We start from the raw sequence: 17211 nt of genomic DNA, 5'->3' as shown, positions 1-17211 counted from the left end.
CCGGCTTCGGCGTCGCCGTCATGGCGTCCACCTGCGCCGCCCTCATCCGCATCGATGCTTTCTCCAGCACCGATGTTCTCGTCGGTGCCCACGTCCTCACCCGCCCCGACATTGCTCGCTGCCGCCGCCTCGCGCCGCCGGCCTTCCGCCAGCTCCCCGCGTGCCGTCCCGCAAGCCATCGCGAAGGCGCCGCGCATCGGCCTGAGCGCGCCCGTCAGCGACAGCTCGCCGGCGAATTCGCGCCCTGCCAGCACGCCGGGCGGCAACTGCCCGTTCGCGGCCAGGATGCCGAGCGCGATCGGCAGGTCGAAGCGTCCCGATTCCTTGGGCAGGTCGGCCGGGGCCAGATTGACGGTGATGCGGCGCACCGGGAAGTCGAAGCCGCAGTTCTGCAGGGCCGCGCGCACGCGCTCGCGGCTCTCGCGTACTTCCAGGTCGGGCAGGCCGACGATCGAGAACGAGGGCAGGCCATTGGCCAGGTGGACTTCGACGGTGACTTCCGGCGCACGGCCGGCAGCGGGCGCGCGCGAGCGCACGACGGCAAGCGACATGGGGCACTCCTGGAGGCGGCCGAGGGAGGCTCGGACTGCCGTTCGGGGATTCCGTTGAGCGGGTGCGCGCTTGCCGGCGTGGCGCGGGCGGGTGCTGCGGGGAGTCGCGGCCGGGGCCGCGACGGGGGATCAGAGGCCCGAGGGGCGCTCGTTGAGCTTGCGTTCGAGATCGGCGACGCGGCGCTCGAGCTCCTCGAGGCGCGCGCGGGTGCGGGCCAGCACCTGGGTCTGGGTGTCGAATTCCTCGCGCGTTACGAGGTCGAGCTTCGAGAAGCCCTGGGTGAGCATGGCCTTGACGTTGCGTTCGACATCCTTGGCCGGCGAATTCTTCAGCAGATCGCTGACGCGCGACTGCAGATCGTTGAAAACGTCGCTGGGTTGTTTCATGGTGTTCCCCTTCTCTGCACAAAAAATGTGCAAATTCCGTTGCGTTCGTGCCGACAAGGCGCGCATGAGCGGATTTGGTGCGCGCCGCCGGCCCGTTTCCGGGCATCGCGCGCCCCGTTGCGGCGCGCCGGATGCCCCGGACGTGCGTGCACTCTAACAACCTTCCATTACGCACGCCAGCGAAGTGCCGCCGCGCTGGCCGTTCGGCCGGGTATTCCGGGCCGCCGGGCGGCGCGCGCGATGGTTCGGACAGCGACATGGCACGCGAGTTGCTGAGTGTGTCCCGCTACCCACGGAACGCGGTGAGTCGGACCACCGCCCGGACCACCAGAAAAGCGAGAGGACTTCATGAAACTGATTACCGCAATCATCAAGCCGTTCAAGCTCGATGAGACGCGCGAGGCGCTCTCGGCGCTCGGCGTCTCGGGCATCACGGTGACGGAGGTGAAGGGCTTCGGCCGCCAGAAGGGCCATACCGAGCTCTATCGCGGCGCCGAATACGTCGTCGATTTCCTGCCGAAGATGAAGATCGAGGCCGCCGTGTCCGACGACCTGGTCGACCAGGCGGTCGAGGCGATCGAGCGGGCGGCCCGCACGGGGAAGATCGGCGACGGCAAGATCTTCGTCACGCCGATCGAACAGGTTATCCGGATTCGCACCGGGGAGACGGGCGCCGACGCCCTGTAAGTCAATAAAACGACAAGCGACAAGAGGAAACCCAAGATGCGCAAATTTTTGATGTCATTGCTGATGGCCGGCTCGCTGGTGGCGACCGGGATCGGCGCCGCGATGGCCGACGACGCCTCGTCCGCCCCCGCCGCAGCCTCGGCTGCCGTGGCCTCCGATACCACGGCCAGCGCGCCGGCGGCCGCCAGCGCGGCACCTGCGCCGGCCACCGCTTCCGCGGCCACCGACGCGAGCGCCGCCGCCGCCCCGGCTTCGGGTGCCTCGGCCGCCGCCGCGCCCGCCGCACCGACCGCGCCCGTCTCGGTCGATTCCTCGAAGATCAACTCGGGCGACACCGCCTGGATGCTGACCTCCACAGCGCTCGTGCTGTTCATGACGATCCCGGGCCTGGCGCTGTTCTACGGCGGCATGGTGCGCAAGAAGAACGTGCTGGCCACGGTGATGCAGAGCTTCGCGATCACCGCGCTGATCACGGTGCTCTGGACGGTGGTCGGCTACAGCCTCGCGTTCACGCCGGGCAACGGCTTCATCGGCGGCTTCTCGCGGGTGCTGCTCTCGGGCATGGCCTACGTGAAGGGCGATACGGCCACCACGCTGACCGTCAGCCACCTGGCCACGACCATCCCGGAATCGGTCTACTGCGTGTTCCAGATGACCTTCGCGATCATCACGCCGGCCCTGATCTGCGGCGCCTTCGCTGACCGCATGAAGTTCTCGGCGATGCTGGTGTTCATGACGATCTGGTCGCTGGTGGTCTACGTGCCGATCGCGCACATGGTCTGGGAACCGACCGGCTGGCTGGCTTCGGACGGCGTGCTCGACTTCGCGGGCGGCACCGTGGTGCACATCAACGCCGGTATCGCCGGCCTGGTCGCGGCCCTGGTGCTGGGCAAGCGCGTCGGCTACGGCCGCGAGGCGATGGCCCCGCACAACCTGGTGCTGACGCTGATCGGTGCCTCGATGCTGTGGGTGGGCTGGTTCGGCTTCAACGCGGGTTCCGCGGTGGCCGCCGACGGCCGTGCCGGCTTCGCCATGCTGACCACCCAGATCGCCACCGCCTGCGCGGCGCTGGGCTGGATGTTCGCGGAGTGGATCGCCAAGGGCAAGCCCTCGGTGCTGGGCATCGTCTCCGGCGCGGTCGCCGGCCTGGTGGCGATCACCCCGGCAGCCGGCTTCGTCGGCGTGGGCGGCGCGCTGGTGATCGGCATCGCCGCCGGCGTGGTCTGCTTCTGGTCGGCCACCTGGCTCAAGATCAAGCTCGGCTACGACGACTCGCTCGACGCGTTCGGCGTGCACGGCGTGGGCGGTATCCTCGGCGCCCTGCTGACCGGCGTGTTCGCGGTCAAGGACATCGGCGGCTTCGACGGCAGCCTGCTGGTGCAGGCCAAGGGCGTGGCGATCACGCTGCTCTACAGCGGCATCGTGACCTTCATCATCCTGAAGGTGATCGACATGGTGATGGGCCTGCGCGTCACGGAAGAAGAGGAGCGCGAAGGCCTGGACGTGATCCTGCACGGCGAACACGTCGAGTAATGATCGGATGGAAGGCCCCGAGGACCCCAGGTCCCGGGGCCCGGGCGGCGGCGCCCGACGGCGCGCCGCCCGATCGAAAGAATGAGCGCAGCGACTTCGGCCCGCCTTCCCGGCGGGTTTTTTTTCGACCGGGTGTTTTGAAGGGCCGGTGCCGGCCCTATCTGCCGCTCATGTCCCTGTCGTGAATCGCGCGATCCCGCGCCGGGATAACCCTTTCGGCAATCGGGTCAATAGCGAGAAAAAGATACGGTGTTTCCTTGCGAAGCCGGGAACAATCCCCAAATGGGCAAGGTAATTGCTCTACAATCTTTTTTCTCCTGTTCGCGAGTGATTCATGGTTCCCCACCTCGTTACGGCGTTAAACGGTCCGCTGCTCGAGCTGGAGCGGAAAATCCTCGATGCGACGCCGGCGATCGAACGCTGGTTCCGCCTCGAGTGGCAGGAACACACGCCGCCGTTCTATTGTTCGGTCGACCTGCGTAACGCCGGCTTCAAGCTCGCGCCTGTCGACGCCAATCTGTTTCCCGGCAGTTTCAACAATCTGCCGCCGGAAGTGCTGCCGCTCGCCGTGCAGGCGGCGATGGCCGCGATTGAAAAAATTTGCCCGGATGCGAAAGGATTGCTCGTCATCCCGGAACTGCCCACGCGCAACGCCTTCTATCTCGAGAACGTCGCGCGGCTGGCCACCATCATGCGCCAGGCCGGGCTCAACGTGCGTTTCGGCTCGCTCGACCCGAGCGTGACCGATGTCACGCCGATCACGCTCGCCGACGGCCAGAAGATCGTGCTCGAGCCGCTCGAGCGCTCGCAGCGCCGCCTGGGCCTGAAGAACTTCGATCCCTGTTCGATCCTGCTCAATAACGATCTGTCGGGCGGGATTCCGGACGTGCTGGAGAACCTGCACGAGCAGTACCTGCTGCCGCCGCTGCACGCGGGCTGGGCGGTGCGTCGCAAGTCGACCCACTTCGCCTGCTACGACGACGTGGCCAAGAAGTTCGCGAAGATGGTCGGCGTCGACCCCTGGATGGTGAATCCCTATTTCGCCCACGTGGGCGGCATCGACTGGCAGGCCGGCAACGGCGGCGAGGCGCTGGCCGACGCGATCGACGCGGTGCTCAAGAAGATCGCGCGCAAGTATCGCGAATACGGCATCAGCGAGAAGCCCTACGTGGTGGTGAAGGCCGACGCGGGCACCGCGGGCCGCGGCGTGATGACCGTGCACGATGCTTCCGAGATCGGCGGCATGACCAAGCTCGAGCGCGCCCAGATGTCCGAGACCAAGGCCGGGCTGCCGGTCAGCGACGTGATCGTGCAGGAAGGCGTGTATACCTTCGAGCGGATCGGCGACGACGTGGCCGAGCCGGTGGTGTACATGATCGACCGCTACGTGGTGGGCGGCTTCTACCGCACCCACTCGGCGCGCGAACGCGACCAGAACCTCAATGCGCCGGGCATGCACTACGTGCCGCTCGGCTTCGAGCACACCGCCCTGCCGGACGCGCACGCCAAGCCGGGCGCGGCGCCGCCGAACCGCTTCTACATGTATGGCGTGGTCGGCCGGCTCGGCCTGCTCGCCTCCTCGATCGAGCTCGAGAAGACCGATCCCGAGGCGATCCAGGTCTGAGCGGGCCCGCCCGCGCGAGATCAAGACCGCCACACTCAGCCAGCCATCACCAGGACCCGCATGGACATTCTCTTTATCGCCGACCCGCTCGATCGTTTCCGGATCTACAAGGATTCGACCTACGCGATGATGGCCGAGGCGGCGCGGCGCGGGCACACGATCCATGCCTGCGAGCCGCAGCAGCTGGCCTGGACCGGCAGCTCGGTGGAGGCCGACGTGCGGCGCGTGACGATCGTCGGCGACACGGCCGACCTGCATCGCGACACCTGGTTCGAGGCCGGCGCGGCCGAGTCGCGCGCGCTGACGTCCTTCGGCGCGGTGCTGATGCGCAAGGATCCGCCCTTCGACATGGAGTACGTGACCTCCACCTGGCTGCTGGAGATGGCCGAGCGCGCCGGGGCGAGGATCGTCAATCGCCCGCAGGCGATCCGCGATCATTCGGAGAAGCTCGCGATCGGCGAATTCCCGCAGTTCGTGGCGCCGACCCTGGTCACGCGCGACGTGGCGCGGCTGCGTGCCTTCCACGCCGAGCACGGCGACGTGATCGTCAAGCCGCTCGACGGCATGGGCGGGATGGGCGTGTTCCGCGTCAAGGCCGACGGCATGAACCTGGGTTCGATCGTCGAGATGCTCGGTGAGGACGGCCGCCGCTCGCTGATGATCCAGAAGTTCATTCCCGAGATCAAGGCGGGCGACAAGCGCATCCTGCTGATCGGCGGCGAGCCGGTGCCGTATTCGCTGGCGCGAATCCCGCAGGGCAACGAGGTGCGCGGCAACCTGGCCGCCGGCGGCGTGGGCGTGGCCCAGCCGCTCACCGAGCGCGATCGCGAGATCGCCGCCGCGCTCGGGCCGGTGCTGGCCGCGCGCGGCCTGCTGCTGGTCGGGCTCGACGCGATCGGCGACTGGCTCACCGAGGTCAACGTGACCAGCCCGACCTGCTTCCGCGAGATCATGGAGCAGACCGGCTTCGACGTCGCGGCGATGTTCGTCGACGCGCTGGAGCGCGCGGTCGGCTGAGAATCATGCTTTGCACCGGCGGCGGCCGCGCAGGTCCCCCGCCGCCGGATCGGCAGCGCGGCCGGCCCACGATGTGGACTGGCCCCGAAACCGGCCTGCTACAATGCCCGTTCGCCCGGTAGGTTTATTCCTGGCATCCGGTCCGGCGGTCGGGCCGACATTGTTGCAAGGTTGACATGGCAGGCATCCTGATCATTGCTCATGCTCCGCTGGCCACCGCGTTGCGGGAGTGCATCTCCCACATCTACGGCGGCCTGCCGGCGCGCATCGGCGCCATCGACGTACTCGCGGATAACGATCCGGCCCAGGTGATGGCTTACGCCCACTCGGAGATCGCGCGGCTGCGCGAGGAAAACGGCGTGCTCGTGCTGACCGACATGTACGGCGCCACGCCGGCCAATATCGCCGGCCAGCTCGCCAAGCTCGACGGGGTGCGCGTGCTGGCCGGCGTCAACCTGCCGATGCTGGTGCGCTCGGTCTGCTACCGCACCACCCCGATCGACACGCTGGTCGAGAAGGCGCTGGCCGGTTCGACCAAGGGCATCCACGAGGTCGCGGCCGGCACGCCGCCGCCGCGCCCGGGCCTCGGCTGCGGCGAGTGCGCGCCGATTCCGCCCGAACCCAAGCCGCAGACCGAAACGCATTGAGCGGCCGCTCGCCCGGCGCGAGCGGCCGTCCTTCTTCCGCCGGCGCGGGGGCGCCGGTTGTCCCTACCTGAACGGAACACCATGCTTCAGCAAGAAACGACCATCGTCAATAAATTGGGGCTGCATGCTCGCGCGTCCGCCAAGCTGACCCAGCTCGCCGGCAACTTCCAGTCGGAAGTCTGGATGACCCGCAACGGCCGGCGCATCAACGCCAAGAGCATCATGGGCGTGATGATGCTGGCGGCCGGCATCGGCAGCACGGTGACCATCGAGACCGAGGGCGCCGACGAGAAGGAAGCGATGGATGCCTTGCTCGCGCTGATCGCCGACAAGTTCGGCGAAGGCCAGTAAGCCTTTACATCACGGTCCCGTCCTGCCCCGAATGCCGCGTGAAGAAGTTCACGCGGCATTTGCGTTTATTCAGACAACAGACCATTGCCCGCCGATGCTGCGACGCATGCTGTCACGCGGGGTTCGCGGAATTTATAATCGCGAATCGGGGTCATAGGCGCAGCGCGGCGGCGGGCTGCGCATGATCGGACTGACAGGAGGTGCGCGTGTCCTTCACGCTGCAGGGAATTCCCGTTTCGAGAGGTATCGCGATCGGTCGCGCGTATCTGATCGCGCCGGCGGCGCTCGACGTCGCCCATTACCTCGTCGAGGCGCAGCTGCTCGAGGCCGAGATCGAGCGGCTGCGCGCCGCGCTGCTGGCCGTGCGCGGCGAGCTCGACGCGCTGCGCGCCGATCTCACCGAGGACACGCCGAGCGAGGTGGCGGCCTTCATCGACGTGCATTCGATGATCCTCAACGACGCGATGCTGGTGCAGGAAACCGTCGACCTGATCCGGGTGCGCCGCTACAACGCCGAGTGGGCGCTGACCGAGCAGCTCGACGTGATCAGCGGCCATTTCGACGACATCGAGGACGAGTACCTGCGCGAGCGCAAGGCCGACATCGAGCAGGTGGTCGAGCGCGTGCTGAAGGCGCTGGCCGGCGCGCCCTCGGCCTCGCAGGCGCTGGGCGGCGCGGCCGGCGGCAAGGACGACATGATCGTGGTCGCGCACGACATCGCGCCGGCCGACATGATGCAGTTCAAGAACCAGGCTTTCCGCGCCTTCGTCACCGACCTGGGCGGGCGCACCTCGCATACCGCGATCGTGGCGCGCAGCCTCGGCATCCCGGCCTCGGTCGGGGTGCAGCATGCCAGCGCGCTGATCCGCCAGAACGACCTGATCATCGTCGATGGCGACCGGGGCATCGTGATCGTCGATCCCGCGCCGATCGTGCTCGAGGAGTATTCGTACCGGCAGTCGGAGATGGCGCTCGAGCAGCGCAAGCTGCAGCGCCTGAAGTTCTCGCCGACCCAAACTTTGTGCGGCACCCAGATCGACCTGCTGGCCAATATCGAGTTGCCCGACGACGCCAAGACGGCGGTCGACGCGGGCGCGGTCGGCGTCGGCCTGTTCCGCACCGAGTTCCTGTTCATGAACGACGCGAACGCGCTGGCCGAGGAGGAGGAGCAGTTCCGCGCCTACCGGCGCGCGGTCGAGCTGATGAACGGCAAGCCGGTGACGATCCGCACCATCGACGTGGGCGCCGACAAGCCGCTCGAGGCGCTCGAGGAAGGCTACGAGACCGCGCCGAACCCGGCGCTGGGCCTGCGCGCGATCCGATGGAGCCTGTCCGAGCCGCAGATGTTCCTCACCCAACTGCGCGCGATCCTGCGTGCCTCGGCGGTGGGGCCGGTCAAGATCCTGGTGCCGATGCTCGCGCACGCGCAGGAGATCGACCAGACCCTGGACCTGATCCGCGAGGCCAAGCGCCAGCTCGACGATGCGGGCCTGGCCTACGATCCGAACGTGCGCGTGGGCGCGATGATCGAGATCCCGGCGGCCGCGATCGCGCTGCCGCTGTTCCTCAAGCGCGTCGATTTCCTCTCGATCGGCACCAACGACCTGATCCAGTACACGCTGGCGATCGATCGCGCCGACAATGCCGTCGCGCATCTCTACGATCCGCTGCATCCGGCCGTGCTGCACCTGATCGCCTACACGCTGCGCGAGGCGAAGCGCGCCGGCGTGCCGGCGTCGGTATGCGGGGAGATGGCGGGCGATCCGGCGATGACGCGCCTGCTGCTCGGCATGGGGCTCACCGAGTTCTCGATGCACCCGAGCCAGCTGCTGGTGGTCAAGCAGGAGATCCTGCGCGCGCACCTGAAGGCGATCGAGAAGCCGACCGCCGACGTGCTCGCCTCCTACGAGCCCGAGGACGTGCAGCTCGCGCTCAAGCAGCTCGCGGCGGCCGAGCCGAAGGCGGATTTGGCGGCCTGAGCGGCTTCTGGCGGGAGGGAACGAAAAAGGCGGGGCATCCGGGTCGGATGCCCCGCCTTTTTCATGGCATCAGGGAAACGGGAGCTTGGGCCCGCGCCTCAGTGGCGGCCGCCGCAGACCGGGCAATCGGCCTGGCGCGCGATGCGCATGGTGTTCCATTCCATGCGCAGCGAATCGAGCATCATCAGCCGCCCGACCAGCGGCTCGCCGAAGCCGCCCACCAGGCGCAGCGCCTCGGCCGCCTGCATCGCGCCGATGATGCCGACCGTCGGCGCGAACACGCCCATGGTCGAGCAGGCCACTTCCTCGAAGGGCTGGTCCTCGGGGAACACGCAGGCGTAGCAGGGCGAGGCCGGATCGCGGAAATCGAAGCTGCTGATCTGGCCGTCGAAGCGCAGCGCCGCGCCCGAGACGAGCGGCACGCCGTGCGCGGCGCAGGCGCGGTTGATCGCGTGACGCGTCGCGAAGTTGTCGCTGCAGTCGAGCACCACGTCGGCGCGCTGCACGGCGGCGTCGAGCCAGGCCGCATCGGCGCGCTCGGCCACGGCATGCACGACCACCTCGGGATTGAGGCGCGCGAGCGCGTCGCGGCCCGATTCCACCTTGTTGCGGCCGACCGATTCGGTGACGTGCAGGATCTGGCGCTGCAGGTTGGTGAGGTCGACCGTGTCGGCGTCGACCAGGGTGATCGCGCCGATGCCCGAGGACGCCAGGTACATCGCCGCCGGCGAGCCGAGGCCGCCCGCGCCGATCACCAGTGCATGCGCGTCGAGGAAGCGCTGCTGCGCCTCGATGCCGATCTCGTCGACCAGGATGTGGCGGGAGTAGCGGAGCAGTTGTTCGTCGTTCATCGCGGGGGAAGGGGGAAGCCTGGGGTTGCCTGCCGATATTCTAGGCGCGTTCGCCGCCGGCCTCGCTTGCCGAAGTCCGCGCCAAAAGAAACGGGCCACCGCGGCACTGCCGCGATGGCCCGTGTCGGGCGCCGGCTGCCGCTTAGTTCGGCGCCGAGGCCGGCTTGGCCGAGGAGGCCTTGGCCGGCGCGGTGGCGGCCTTCGGCGCGGAGGCCGAGGGCGCGGCCGCGCCCGCCGTCAGCGGCTTCGAGGTGCTTTCCGCGAGCAGCGACTTCGATTCCTGGACCGGCTTGCCTTCCAGCTTGTTCAGCGCCTGCTGCAGCATGAAGTCGTCGGCGCTGCCGAATTCGACCGGCTTGCGGTTGCGATCCTTCTCGCGCTGCTCCGGCGTCTTCTTGTCGTTCTGCTCCTCGAGGATGCGCAGCTGGTCGAGGCGGCGCTGTTCGCGGGCCTCCAGCTCCTTCTTCTCGTTCGGATCCTGGGTGTTCGCGAGGTGGTTGGTGTAGTCCACTTCGCGCGTCACCAGCACGTCGTCGGGATCGCCGTCCGAGAACTGGTCGACCGGGATATCCGGCACGATGCCCTTGTTCTGGATCGAGCGGCCGCTCGGCGTGTAGTAGTAGGCGGTGGTCAGGCGCAGTGCCGTGTCGGCGGTGAGCGGGCGCACCGTCTGCACCGAGCCCTTGCCGAAGGTGGTCTTGCCCATGATCTGCGCGCGATGCGAATCCTGCAGCGCGCCGGCCACGATTTCCGAGGCCGAGGCCGAGTAGGCATTGGTCAGGACGATCATCGGCACGGTCTTGAAGATGCCCGGCAGGCCCTTCAGCGGATCGGAATCGAAGGTCGGCAGACGGTAGTTGTCGTAGTCGTCGCGGTAGACCTGCTTGGAATCGGGGATCTGGCCGTTGGTCGAGACCACCACCGAGTTCGGCGGCAGGAACGCGCCGGCCACGCCGACCGCGCTCTGCAGCAGGCCGCCGCCGTTGTTGCGCAGGTCGACCACCAGGCCCTTCAGGTTCGGCTGCTGGCGCGCGATGTCCTGCAGGCGAGCGGCCAGGTCGGGGGTGGTGCGTTCCTGGAAGCTGGTGATCCGGATATAGGCGTAACCCGGGTCGAGCATCTTCATCTTCACGCTCTGCACCTTGATGATCGCGCGCGTGACGGTGACCGGGAAGGTGCGGTCGTCGGTCTTACGGAAGATCGTCAGGGTGACCTTGGTGCCGGGGTCGCCGCGCATCTGCTTGACGGCCTTGTCGAGCGTCATGCCGCGCACGGGCTTGTCGTTGATGCGGGTGATCAGGTCGCCGGGACGGATGCCGGCGCGGAACGCGGGCGTGTCCTCGATCGGCGAGATCACCTTCACCAGGCCGTCTTCCTGCGAGATCTCGATGCCCAGGCCCGCGAAGCGGCCCTTGGTCTGTTCCTGCAGTTCCTCGTAGTCGGTCTTGTCGAGGTAGGACGAGTGCGGATCGAGGCTCGACACCATGCCCTTGATCGCGGCCGTCAACAGCTTCTTGTCGTCGACGGGTTCGACGTATTCGCGCTTGATCTGGCCGAACACCTCGGCGAACAGCCGCAACTGGTCGAGCGGCAGCGGCGTCGTGATCGTGGCTTGCTGGGCCGACGCCGAAATCTGCAGCGTCGCGAATACACCGGTGGCAAGGCCCGCGGCAACGAGGCCGATATTCTTCAATTTCATTCGCATAGGATCGTGTGCGTCGGAAAGCGCGTGTGGCTATGGCGTGAAGGTGGGAGGACGGTCAAGTATATCTCCGTTCGTCCCGATGCTCCGCCGTGGCGGGTGAAAGCGGCGACGAAGCGGGTTCGACAGCGGCAGCGCGGCCAGGTTCGCCCGATCTCGCGCGATGATGCCCGGCGCGGGCTTGCCGAGGCGGGAGCCGCGGCCGGCTGGCGCGAAACTGGCGCGCGGCTGGCGGTGGCGCCGGGCGCGACGAGCCGAACCCGGCGCTTCGTCCGCCGGATCTCGGCATCTCGCGATCGAGAGGGCAGACGCTGCCGAGTGGGCGCGGTGGCGAGCAAGAGCCGTTCGTGCCTGAGGATGGCAGGGCCGCTGCCGCGCCGGTCCAGGCTCGAGGCCCGGGCCGGCACGACATGAGCGCCGTGCTTACTTGGCCTTGCCCTGCTGCGCGACGGCGGCCTGGGCCTTGGCGATCGCCTCCTGGTCGCCCAGGTAGTAATGGCGGATCGGCTTCAGGTTCTCGTCGAGTTCATAGACGAGCGGCACGCCGTTGGGGATGTTCAGGCCGACGATGTCGTCGTCCGAGATGCCGTCCAGGTACTTGATCAGCGCGCGCAGCGAGTTGCCGTGCGCGGCGATCAGCACCTGCTTGCCGGCCTTGACGGCGGGCGCGACCGACTCGTTCCACAGCGGCAGCACGCGCGCCACGGTGTCCTTCAGGCATTCGGTGAGCGGCAGCTGCTCGCGCGGCACCTTGGCGTAGCGCGGGTCGTCGAAGGGCGCGCGCTCGTCGCTCGGCTCCAGCGCCGGCGGCGGCGTGTCGTAGCTGCGGCGCCACACCAGCACCTGCTCGTCGCCGAACTTGGCGGCCGTCTCGGCCTTGTTGAGGCCCGACAGCGCGCCGTAGTGGCGCTCGTTGAGGCGCCAGGAGTGCACCACCGGCAGGTACATCTGGTCCATCTGGTCCTGCACGTGCCAGAGCGTGCGGATCGCGCGCTTGAGCACCGAGGTGTAGGCGATGTCGAACGCGTAGCCGGCTTCCTTGAGCAGGACGCCGGCCTGGCGGGCCTCGTTGTTGCCTTGCTCGGTCAGGTCGACGTCGACCCAGCCGGTGAAGCGGTTTTCCTTGTTCCAGGTCGATTCGCCGTGGCGGATGAGAACGAGCTTGTACATGAGTGCTTGCTGGTCGGTAGTAAGGAAGCGGGCCGCAAAAGGCGGGTCCGTAGCCGGGTCGCCATCGCGTCAGACGGATATTTTATAATGGCGGGATTGTCCTTTTCGATTTCTCTTTTTAGCGGCGGATCCTCCGTGACGTTCTTTACCGATTACACCAACCTTGCGCTCATCGCGATCCTGCTCGTTTCCGGCGGCCTGCTGGTGGTTCCCGCGCTGCGGCGCGGGGGCGGCGGCCTGTCCAGCGCCGAGGCGACCCAACTGATCAACCGGCGCAATGCGATCGTGATCGACCTGCGGCCCTCGGCCGAGTATGCCGCCGGGCACCTGCCCTCGGCGCGCTCGGTCGAGTACGCCGAGCTGGCCTCCCGGCTCGGCCAGGTTGCCAAGAACAAGAGTGCCCCGGTGCTGCTGGTCTGCCAGAACGGCCAGCAATCGAACAAGGCGGCCAAGGCTGTGCGCGAAGCCGGTTACGGCGAGGTCCATGTGCTGCAAGGCGGTGTCGCCGAGTGGCAGAAGGCCGGCATGCCGGTCGTCAAACAAGGAGTGGCGAAGTGAATAAAGTAGTCATGTACAGCACCCAGGTCTGTCCTTACTGCATGATGGCCGAGCGCCTGCTCAAGCAGCGCGGCGTCGAGCAGATCGAGAAGGTGCTGATCGACAAGGAACCGACGCGCCGCGCGGAGATGATGGAACGTACCGGCCGTCGCACGGTTCCGCAGATCTACATCGGCGAGACCCATGTCGGGGGCTACGACGACCTGTCCAAGCTCGACCGCGAAGGTGGCCTGCTGCCGCTTCTGGAAGCAGCCTGATTCCGGCAGAATGACGCCTCTCCCGGGCGCCGGGACGGGGCTGCGTGCCGTGCGGGCACGACAAGACAACCGGGTGGCCGGAGGAAACCGGCCGCCGCCACATCAATTTTAGGGAGCCAACATGTCCGACGTCGAAAACCAGCCGTTCTTCAACATCCAGCGCATCTACCTGAAGGATCTGTCGCTCGAGCAGCCGAATTCGCCGGCGATCTTCCTCGAACAGGACATGCCGTCGGTTGAAGTGGAAGTCGACGTGAAGGCCGAACGCCTGGCCGAAAGTGTTTATGAAGTGGTCGTCTCGGGTACCGTCACCGCCAAGGTCAAGGACAAGGTCGCGTTCCTGATCGAAGCCAAGCAAGCCGGCATCTTCGACATCCGCAACATCCCGGAAGAGCAGCTCGACCCGCTGGTCGGCATCGCCTGCCCGACCATCCTGTTCCCGTACCTGCGCTCGAACATCGCCGATGCGATCACGCGCGCCGGCTTCCCGCCGATCCACCTCGCGGAAATCAACTTCCAGGCGCTCTACGAGCAACGCCTCGCGCAGATCCAGCAGCAGGCCGGTGCCGCCAACGGCGCGCCGAACGGCACCACGCTGAACTGAGCACGCGTCCCACGAACCGGTGCTGGGTATGAAAGTCGCTGTTCTCGGCGCCGGTGCATGGGGCACCGCGCTCGCCGCGCATCTGGCCGCGCGGCACGATACGCTGTTGTGGGCGCGCGATCGCGCGCTCCTCTCCGGGCTCGATGCCCATCATGAAAATTCCCGTTATCTGCCTGGCGTGCCGCTGCCCGCCGCGCTGCGCTGCGAGCCCGAGCTCGCGGCGGCGCTCGCGCATGGCGCGGCCGACGACGCGCTATGCGTGATCGGCGCGCCGGTGGCCGGGCTGCGCGCGATGTGCGCGGCGATGCGCGATGCCGGTTGCGTGCCGGCGCACCTGGTATGGGTCTGCAAGGGTTTCGAGCCCGATACCGAGCTGATGCCGCACCAGATGATCGCCGAGGCGCTGCCGGGGCATGCCAGCCATGGCGTGCTGTCGGGGCCGAGCTTCGCGCGCGAGGTGGCCCAGGGGCTGCCGGTGGCGCTGACCGTGGCGAGCGGCTCGGCGGCCTGCCGCGATCGCACGCTGCAGGCTTTCCACCATGGCGCGATGCGCATCTATACCGGCGACGACGTGGTCGGCGTCGAGGTGGGCGGGGCGGTCAAGAACGTGCTGGCGATCGCCACCGGCATTGCCGACGGGCTCGGCCTCGGCCTCAATGCGCGCGCCGCGCTGATCACGCGCGGGCTGGCCGAGATGTCGCGGCTGGGCGTGGCGCTCGGCGGCCGCGCCGAAACCTTCACGGGCCTCACCGGGCTCGGCGACCTGATTCTCACCGCCACCGGCGACCTGTCGCGTAACCGCAAGGTCGGCCAGCAACTGGCGCAGGGCCTGTCGCTCGAGGAGATTCTCCAGGCGCTCGGCCATGTCGCCGAAGGCGTGCGCTGCGCGCGCGCGGTGCTGGGCCTCGCGCAAGCCCAGGCGATCGACATGCCGATCACCGAGGCGGTCTGCAGCGTGCTGTTCGACGGCGTGGCGCCGCGCGACGCCGTGAGCGGGCTGCTGCGCCGCGACGCCAAGGCCGAATGAGCGTGTTGGCTCGGGCGGGCGAGGGTGTTGCGTGCCTGTCGCCCGAGTCGGTGCCGGATTCCTCTCGTTTTCCTGAATATCCTTCGATCGTCTCGCTTCGTCGCCCAATTTCGCCGATGCGAGGCATTTGAGTTCGTCGCGAAGTGCCGGCCGGGCTCCCTTCGGCTGGCGCCCCGCCCGCATCGCGTCTACGCTTGCGCTTATCCCGACTATCCGGCGCCTGCCCGGCGGAGGCCAGCATGCTCATGATCGGTGCCACCCGTGTCGACGCGCGCGTAGTCGACATCACCACGCTCGCGCTCGATGCGATCGTCAATGCGGCCAACGAGTCCCTGCTCGGCGGCGGCGGCGTGGACGGCGCGATCCATCGCGCCGCAGGCCCCGAACTGCTGGCCGAATGCCGGAGCCTGGGCGGCTGCGCGACCGGCGACGCCAAGCTCACCGGTGCCTACCATCTGCCGGCGCGGCACGTGATCCACACGGTCGGGCCGGTCTGGCACGGCGGCATGTCCGGCGAGGCCGAGCAGCTCGCCTCCTGCTACCGGCGTTCGCTCGAGGTGGCGGCCGCGGCGGGCTGCGCCTCGCTCGCGTTCCCGGCGATCAGCTGCGGCGTGTATCGCTTCCCGCCCGAGATCGCGGTCCAGATCGCGGTGAGCACCGTGGTGTCGATGCTGCCGGGCGCCGGTTTCACGCGCATCGTGTTCGCCTGCTTCGACGAGGCCATGCTCGGGCACTACAAGACCGAACTCGCCCGGCTCTGAGGCCGGGCGATCATTTGGGATTGCTTGCCATCGATGCGGCAGCGCATCATGCGCCGCCCTCGAAGCCGGCTTGGCGCCAGGCCTCGAACACCACCACCGCCACCGTATTCGACAGGTTGAGGCTGCGATTGCCGGGTCGCATCGGCAGCCGCACGCGCTGCTCGTTCGGGAAGCGTTCCAGCATGGACTCGCTCAGGCCGCGCGTCTCGGCGCCGAACACGAACCAGTCGCCGGGCGTGAAGGCGTGATCGTGGAAGCGCCCCGAGCCGCGCGTGGTGAAGGCGAACAGGCGCGCCGGGTCCGGCTGCTCCTGGGCGAGGAAGGCATCCCAGTCGCGATGCACCTGCATCTGCGCATATTCGTGATAGTCGAGCCCGGCGCGGCGCAGCTTCGCGTCGTCGAGCGGGAAGCCGAGCGGCTCGATCAGGTGCAGCCGCGCGCCGGTATTGGCGCACAGACGGATCACGTTGCCGGTGTTCGGCGGAATTTCGGGCTCGACGAGTACGACGTTGAACATATGCGTTTCCAGTTGCTTGAAATGTTTCCTCGACTGCATGCAGTCGTGCCGGCGGTGTCTCGACGGCACTCCATACATCGTCCCTGCATGACGCGGCGGCGACGCGTCACCGTATCGTCACCTCGATGCACGCTTTGGCGAAGCCGATGCATCGGCAACGATCTGGCGCAGATCGCTTGCCGTCCAGCCTAATCGCGCGGCGTGCGCAGCGCGACGAAATTCGTCACGCGTCGCGCGCCGGCCTGTTTGAGCAAGGCGGCCAGCGCGGCGAGCGTGGCGCCCGAGGTCATCACGTCGTCGACCAGCCCCAGGTGCAGCCCGCGCACTTCGCCGCTCAGGGCGAAGGCGTGCTCGACGTTGGCGCGCCGCGCGGCCAGGTCGAGCCGCGACTGCGGCGCGGTATCCACGCTTCGCGCCAGCCGCCGCGCGTCTGCCGGCACCGCGAGGTCGCGCGCGAACGGCCGCGCGATCGCCCAGGCCTGGTTGTAGCCGCGCTCGATCAGGCGTCGCCGCGCGAGCGGCACCGGCAGCACCAGGTCCACGCGGGCCGAGCCGGACGGCAAGTCGGCCGCGGCACGCGCGAGCCGTTCGCCGAACAGCCTGCCGACGGCCAGCCGCGCGCCGAACTTCAGGTCCAGCGCCAGCGTGTCGAGCGGCGGCCGGTAGTCGCCCAGCGCGAGCGTCGCATCGAACGGCGGCGGTGCCGTGCGACAGCGTTCGCAGCGATAGCCGAGGCGGGCTTCCTGGCCGGCGCGATCCGCCGCGAGCGGCAGCGCGCATTGCAGGCAGCGCAGCCGCGATTCGTTCCAATATGCGATGTCGCAGGCCTCGCAAATCAAGTTGCGTGACGAATTGCCGCATAACAGGCAGAGATTCGGCAACGCAGCGACGAGCAGCCGTTCGCAGGCCCGGCGTATTGTCGCGAAACGGCCGCGCGACGTGCTGCACGGCAATATTCCAGGCTTCGGCATGGAGCTTCTCCGTCAGG

The 17211-nt window shown here is 68.0% G+C and carries 19 protein-coding genes; 12 read left to right on the top strand and 7 right to left on the bottom strand.

Annotated elements, in window-relative coordinates; genetic code table 11:
• Together F3J10_RS21245 and F3J10_RS21240 are read right to left on the bottom strand one after the other, a co-directional pair.
• The coding region (locus F3J10_RS21245; RefSeq protein ID WP_275691705.1) for a magnesium chelatase domain-containing protein at positions 1-551 on the bottom strand (551 nt) is incomplete at its 3' end.
• A 129-nt stretch (positions 552-680) separates the two neighbouring features.
• Positions 681-938 (bottom strand): accessory factor UbiK family protein, encoded by a 258-nt coding sequence (locus tag F3J10_RS21240; RefSeq protein WP_013699477.1) that lies wholly within the window; start codon positions 936-938, stop codon positions 681-683.
• A gap of 348 nt (positions 939-1286) precedes the next feature.
• Here F3J10_RS21240 and F3J10_RS21235 point away from each other — a divergent pair, with 348 nt between their 5' ends.
• The 7 genes from F3J10_RS21235 (at position 1287) to ptsP (ending at position 8776) form a co-directional block, all read left to right on the top strand.
• On the top strand, positions 1287-1625 hold the full coding sequence (locus F3J10_RS21235) for a P-II family nitrogen regulator (RefSeq protein ID WP_006398175.1): 339 nt from the start codon (positions 1287-1289) through the stop codon (positions 1623-1625).
• A 36-nt stretch (positions 1626-1661) separates the two neighbouring features.
• On the top strand, positions 1662-3158 hold the full coding sequence (locus F3J10_RS21230; protein WP_025097052.1) for an ammonium transporter: 1497 nt from the start codon (positions 1662-1664) through the stop codon (positions 3156-3158).
• A 334-nt stretch (positions 3159-3492) separates the two neighbouring features.
• Positions 3493-4782, top strand: coding sequence for a glutamate--cysteine ligase (gene gshA, locus F3J10_RS21225; RefSeq protein ID WP_013699475.1), 1290 nt, complete (start codon positions 3493-3495; stop codon positions 4780-4782).
• A gap of 60 nt (positions 4783-4842) precedes the next feature.
• Complete coding sequence (gene gshB / locus F3J10_RS21220; protein WP_013699474.1) at positions 4843-5799, top strand: glutathione synthase; 957 nt, start codon at positions 4843-4845, stop codon at positions 5797-5799.
• A 176-nt stretch (positions 5800-5975) separates the two neighbouring features.
• Positions 5976-6446 (top strand): PTS sugar transporter subunit IIA, encoded by a 471-nt coding sequence (locus F3J10_RS21215; RefSeq protein WP_013699473.1) that lies wholly within the window; start codon positions 5976-5978, stop codon positions 6444-6446.
• 81 nt (positions 6447-6527) lie between these two features.
• Entirely contained in the window at positions 6528-6797 is a 270-nt protein-coding gene (locus F3J10_RS21210; protein ID WP_013699472.1) for an HPr family phosphocarrier protein, read from the top strand.
• Between the two features lie 206 nt (positions 6798-7003).
• Positions 7004-8776: a phosphoenolpyruvate--protein phosphotransferase gene (gene ptsP, locus F3J10_RS21205; protein WP_025097051.1), complete on the top strand. Its 1773-nt coding sequence runs from the start codon at positions 7004-7006 to the stop codon at positions 8774-8776.
• Between the two features lie 98 nt (positions 8777-8874).
• Here ptsP and moeB read toward each other — a convergent pair whose 3' ends face one another.
• The 3 genes from moeB to gpmA form a co-directional block, all read right to left on the bottom strand.
• Complete coding sequence (gene moeB, locus F3J10_RS21200; protein WP_167242920.1) at positions 8875-9627, bottom strand: molybdopterin-synthase adenylyltransferase MoeB; 753 nt, start codon at positions 9625-9627, stop codon at positions 8875-8877.
• 142 nt (positions 9628-9769) lie between these two features.
• Positions 9770-11332, bottom strand: coding sequence for a S41 family peptidase (locus F3J10_RS21195; RefSeq protein WP_025097049.1), 1563 nt, complete (start codon positions 11330-11332; stop codon positions 9770-9772).
• A gap of 420 nt (positions 11333-11752) precedes the next feature.
• Positions 11753-12499, bottom strand: coding sequence for a 2,3-diphosphoglycerate-dependent phosphoglycerate mutase (gene gpmA, locus F3J10_RS21190; RefSeq protein ID WP_025097048.1), 747 nt, complete (start codon positions 12497-12499; stop codon positions 11753-11755).
• A gap of 135 nt (positions 12500-12634) precedes the next feature.
• Between gpmA and F3J10_RS21185 the strand changes: the two genes are divergently transcribed.
• The 5 genes from F3J10_RS21185 to F3J10_RS21165 all read left to right on the top strand — a co-directional run bounded on the left by F3J10_RS21185 (position 12635) and on the right by F3J10_RS21165 (position 15706).
• Positions 12635-13057 (top strand): rhodanese-like domain-containing protein, encoded by a 423-nt coding sequence (locus tag F3J10_RS21185; protein WP_025097047.1) that lies wholly within the window; start codon positions 12635-12637, stop codon positions 13055-13057.
• Positions 13054-13314, top strand: a complete 261-nt coding sequence (gene grxC, locus F3J10_RS21180; RefSeq protein ID WP_013699466.1) for a glutaredoxin 3 — start codon at positions 13054-13056, stop codon at positions 13312-13314. The genes F3J10_RS21185 and grxC overlap by 4 nt, the downstream gene beginning before the upstream one ends.
• A 121-nt stretch (positions 13315-13435) precedes the next feature.
• Positions 13436-13918 carry a protein-export chaperone SecB gene (gene secB, locus F3J10_RS21175; RefSeq protein ID WP_013699465.1) on the top strand — a complete coding sequence of 161 codons (483 nt, stop codon included), beginning with the start codon at positions 13436-13438 and terminating at the stop codon, positions 13916-13918.
• A gap of 28 nt (positions 13919-13946) precedes the next feature.
• Positions 13947-14945 (top strand): NAD(P)H-dependent glycerol-3-phosphate dehydrogenase, encoded by a 999-nt coding sequence (locus F3J10_RS21170; protein ID WP_025097046.1) that lies wholly within the window; start codon positions 13947-13949, stop codon positions 14943-14945.
• Positions 14946-15184: 239 nt separating this feature from the next.
• Positions 15185-15706 (top strand): O-acetyl-ADP-ribose deacetylase, encoded by a 522-nt coding sequence (locus F3J10_RS21165; protein WP_025097045.1) that lies wholly within the window; start codon positions 15185-15187, stop codon positions 15704-15706.
• A gap of 46 nt (positions 15707-15752) precedes the next feature.
• On the opposite strand, the gene trmL is transcribed toward F3J10_RS21165, so the two are convergent.
• Together trmL and F3J10_RS21155 are read right to left on the bottom strand one after the other, a co-directional pair.
• Positions 15753-16223 carry a tRNA (uridine(34)/cytosine(34)/5-carboxymethylaminomethyluridine(34)-2'-O)-methyltransferase TrmL gene (gene trmL / locus F3J10_RS21160; protein WP_047836724.1) on the bottom strand — a complete coding sequence of 157 codons (471 nt, stop codon included), beginning with the start codon at positions 16221-16223 and terminating at the stop codon, positions 15753-15755.
• A gap of 188 nt (positions 16224-16411) precedes the next feature.
• On the bottom strand, positions 16412-17194 hold the full coding sequence (locus tag F3J10_RS21155) for a ComF family protein (protein ID WP_167242919.1): 783 nt from the start codon (positions 17192-17194) through the stop codon (positions 16412-16414).
• Positions 17195-17211 lie beyond the last annotated feature (17 nt).

It is taken from the genome of Burkholderia sp. Cy-637 (assembly GCF_011753175.1).
GTDB classification, from domain to species: domain Bacteria; phylum Pseudomonadota; class Gammaproteobacteria; order Burkholderiales; family Burkholderiaceae; genus Burkholderia; species Burkholderia gladioli.
Note: the sequence above shows the minus strand (reverse complement) of the source record. Positions and strands in the feature narration are given on the sequence as shown.

Coding starts and splice junctions, on each gene's coding strand:
- F3J10_RS21240 (WP_013699477.1), bottom strand. CDS start 938: ATGAAACAACCCAGCGACGTTTTCAACGATCTGCAGTCGCGCGTCAGC.
- moeB (WP_167242920.1), bottom strand. CDS start 9,627: ATGAACGACGAACAACTGCTCCGCTACTCCCGCCACATCCTGGTCGAC.
- F3J10_RS21195 (WP_025097049.1), bottom strand. CDS start 11,332: ATGCGAATGAAATTGAAGAATATCGGCCTCGTTGCCGCGGGCCTTGCC.
- gpmA (WP_025097048.1), bottom strand. CDS start 12,499: ATGTACAAGCTCGTTCTCATCCGCCACGGCGAATCGACCTGGAACAAG.
- F3J10_RS21215 (WP_013699473.1), top strand. CDS start 5,976: ATGGCAGGCATCCTGATCATTGCTCATGCTCCGCTGGCCACCGCGTTG.
- F3J10_RS21210 (WP_013699472.1), top strand. CDS start 6,528: ATGCTTCAGCAAGAAACGACCATCGTCAATAAATTGGGGCTGCATGCT.
- F3J10_RS21235 (WP_006398175.1), top strand. CDS start 1,287: ATGAAACTGATTACCGCAATCATCAAGCCGTTCAAGCTCGATGAGACG.
- F3J10_RS21170 (WP_025097046.1), top strand. CDS start 13,947: ATGAAAGTCGCTGTTCTCGGCGCCGGTGCATGGGGCACCGCGCTCGCC.
- F3J10_RS21230 (WP_025097052.1), top strand. CDS start 1,662: ATGCGCAAATTTTTGATGTCATTGCTGATGGCCGGCTCGCTGGTGGCG.
- trmL (WP_047836724.1), bottom strand. CDS start 16,223: ATGTTCAACGTCGTACTCGTCGAGCCCGAAATTCCGCCGAACACCGGC.
- F3J10_RS21155 (WP_167242919.1), bottom strand. CDS start 17,194: ATGCCGAAGCCTGGAATATTGCCGTGCAGCACGTCGCGCGGCCGTTTC.
- F3J10_RS21165 (WP_025097045.1), top strand. CDS start 15,185: ATGCTCATGATCGGTGCCACCCGTGTCGACGCGCGCGTAGTCGACATC.
- secB (WP_013699465.1), top strand. CDS start 13,436: ATGTCCGACGTCGAAAACCAGCCGTTCTTCAACATCCAGCGCATCTAC.
- gshA (WP_013699475.1), top strand. CDS start 3,493: ATGGTTCCCCACCTCGTTACGGCGTTAAACGGTCCGCTGCTCGAGCTG.
- gshB (WP_013699474.1), top strand. CDS start 4,843: ATGGACATTCTCTTTATCGCCGACCCGCTCGATCGTTTCCGGATCTAC.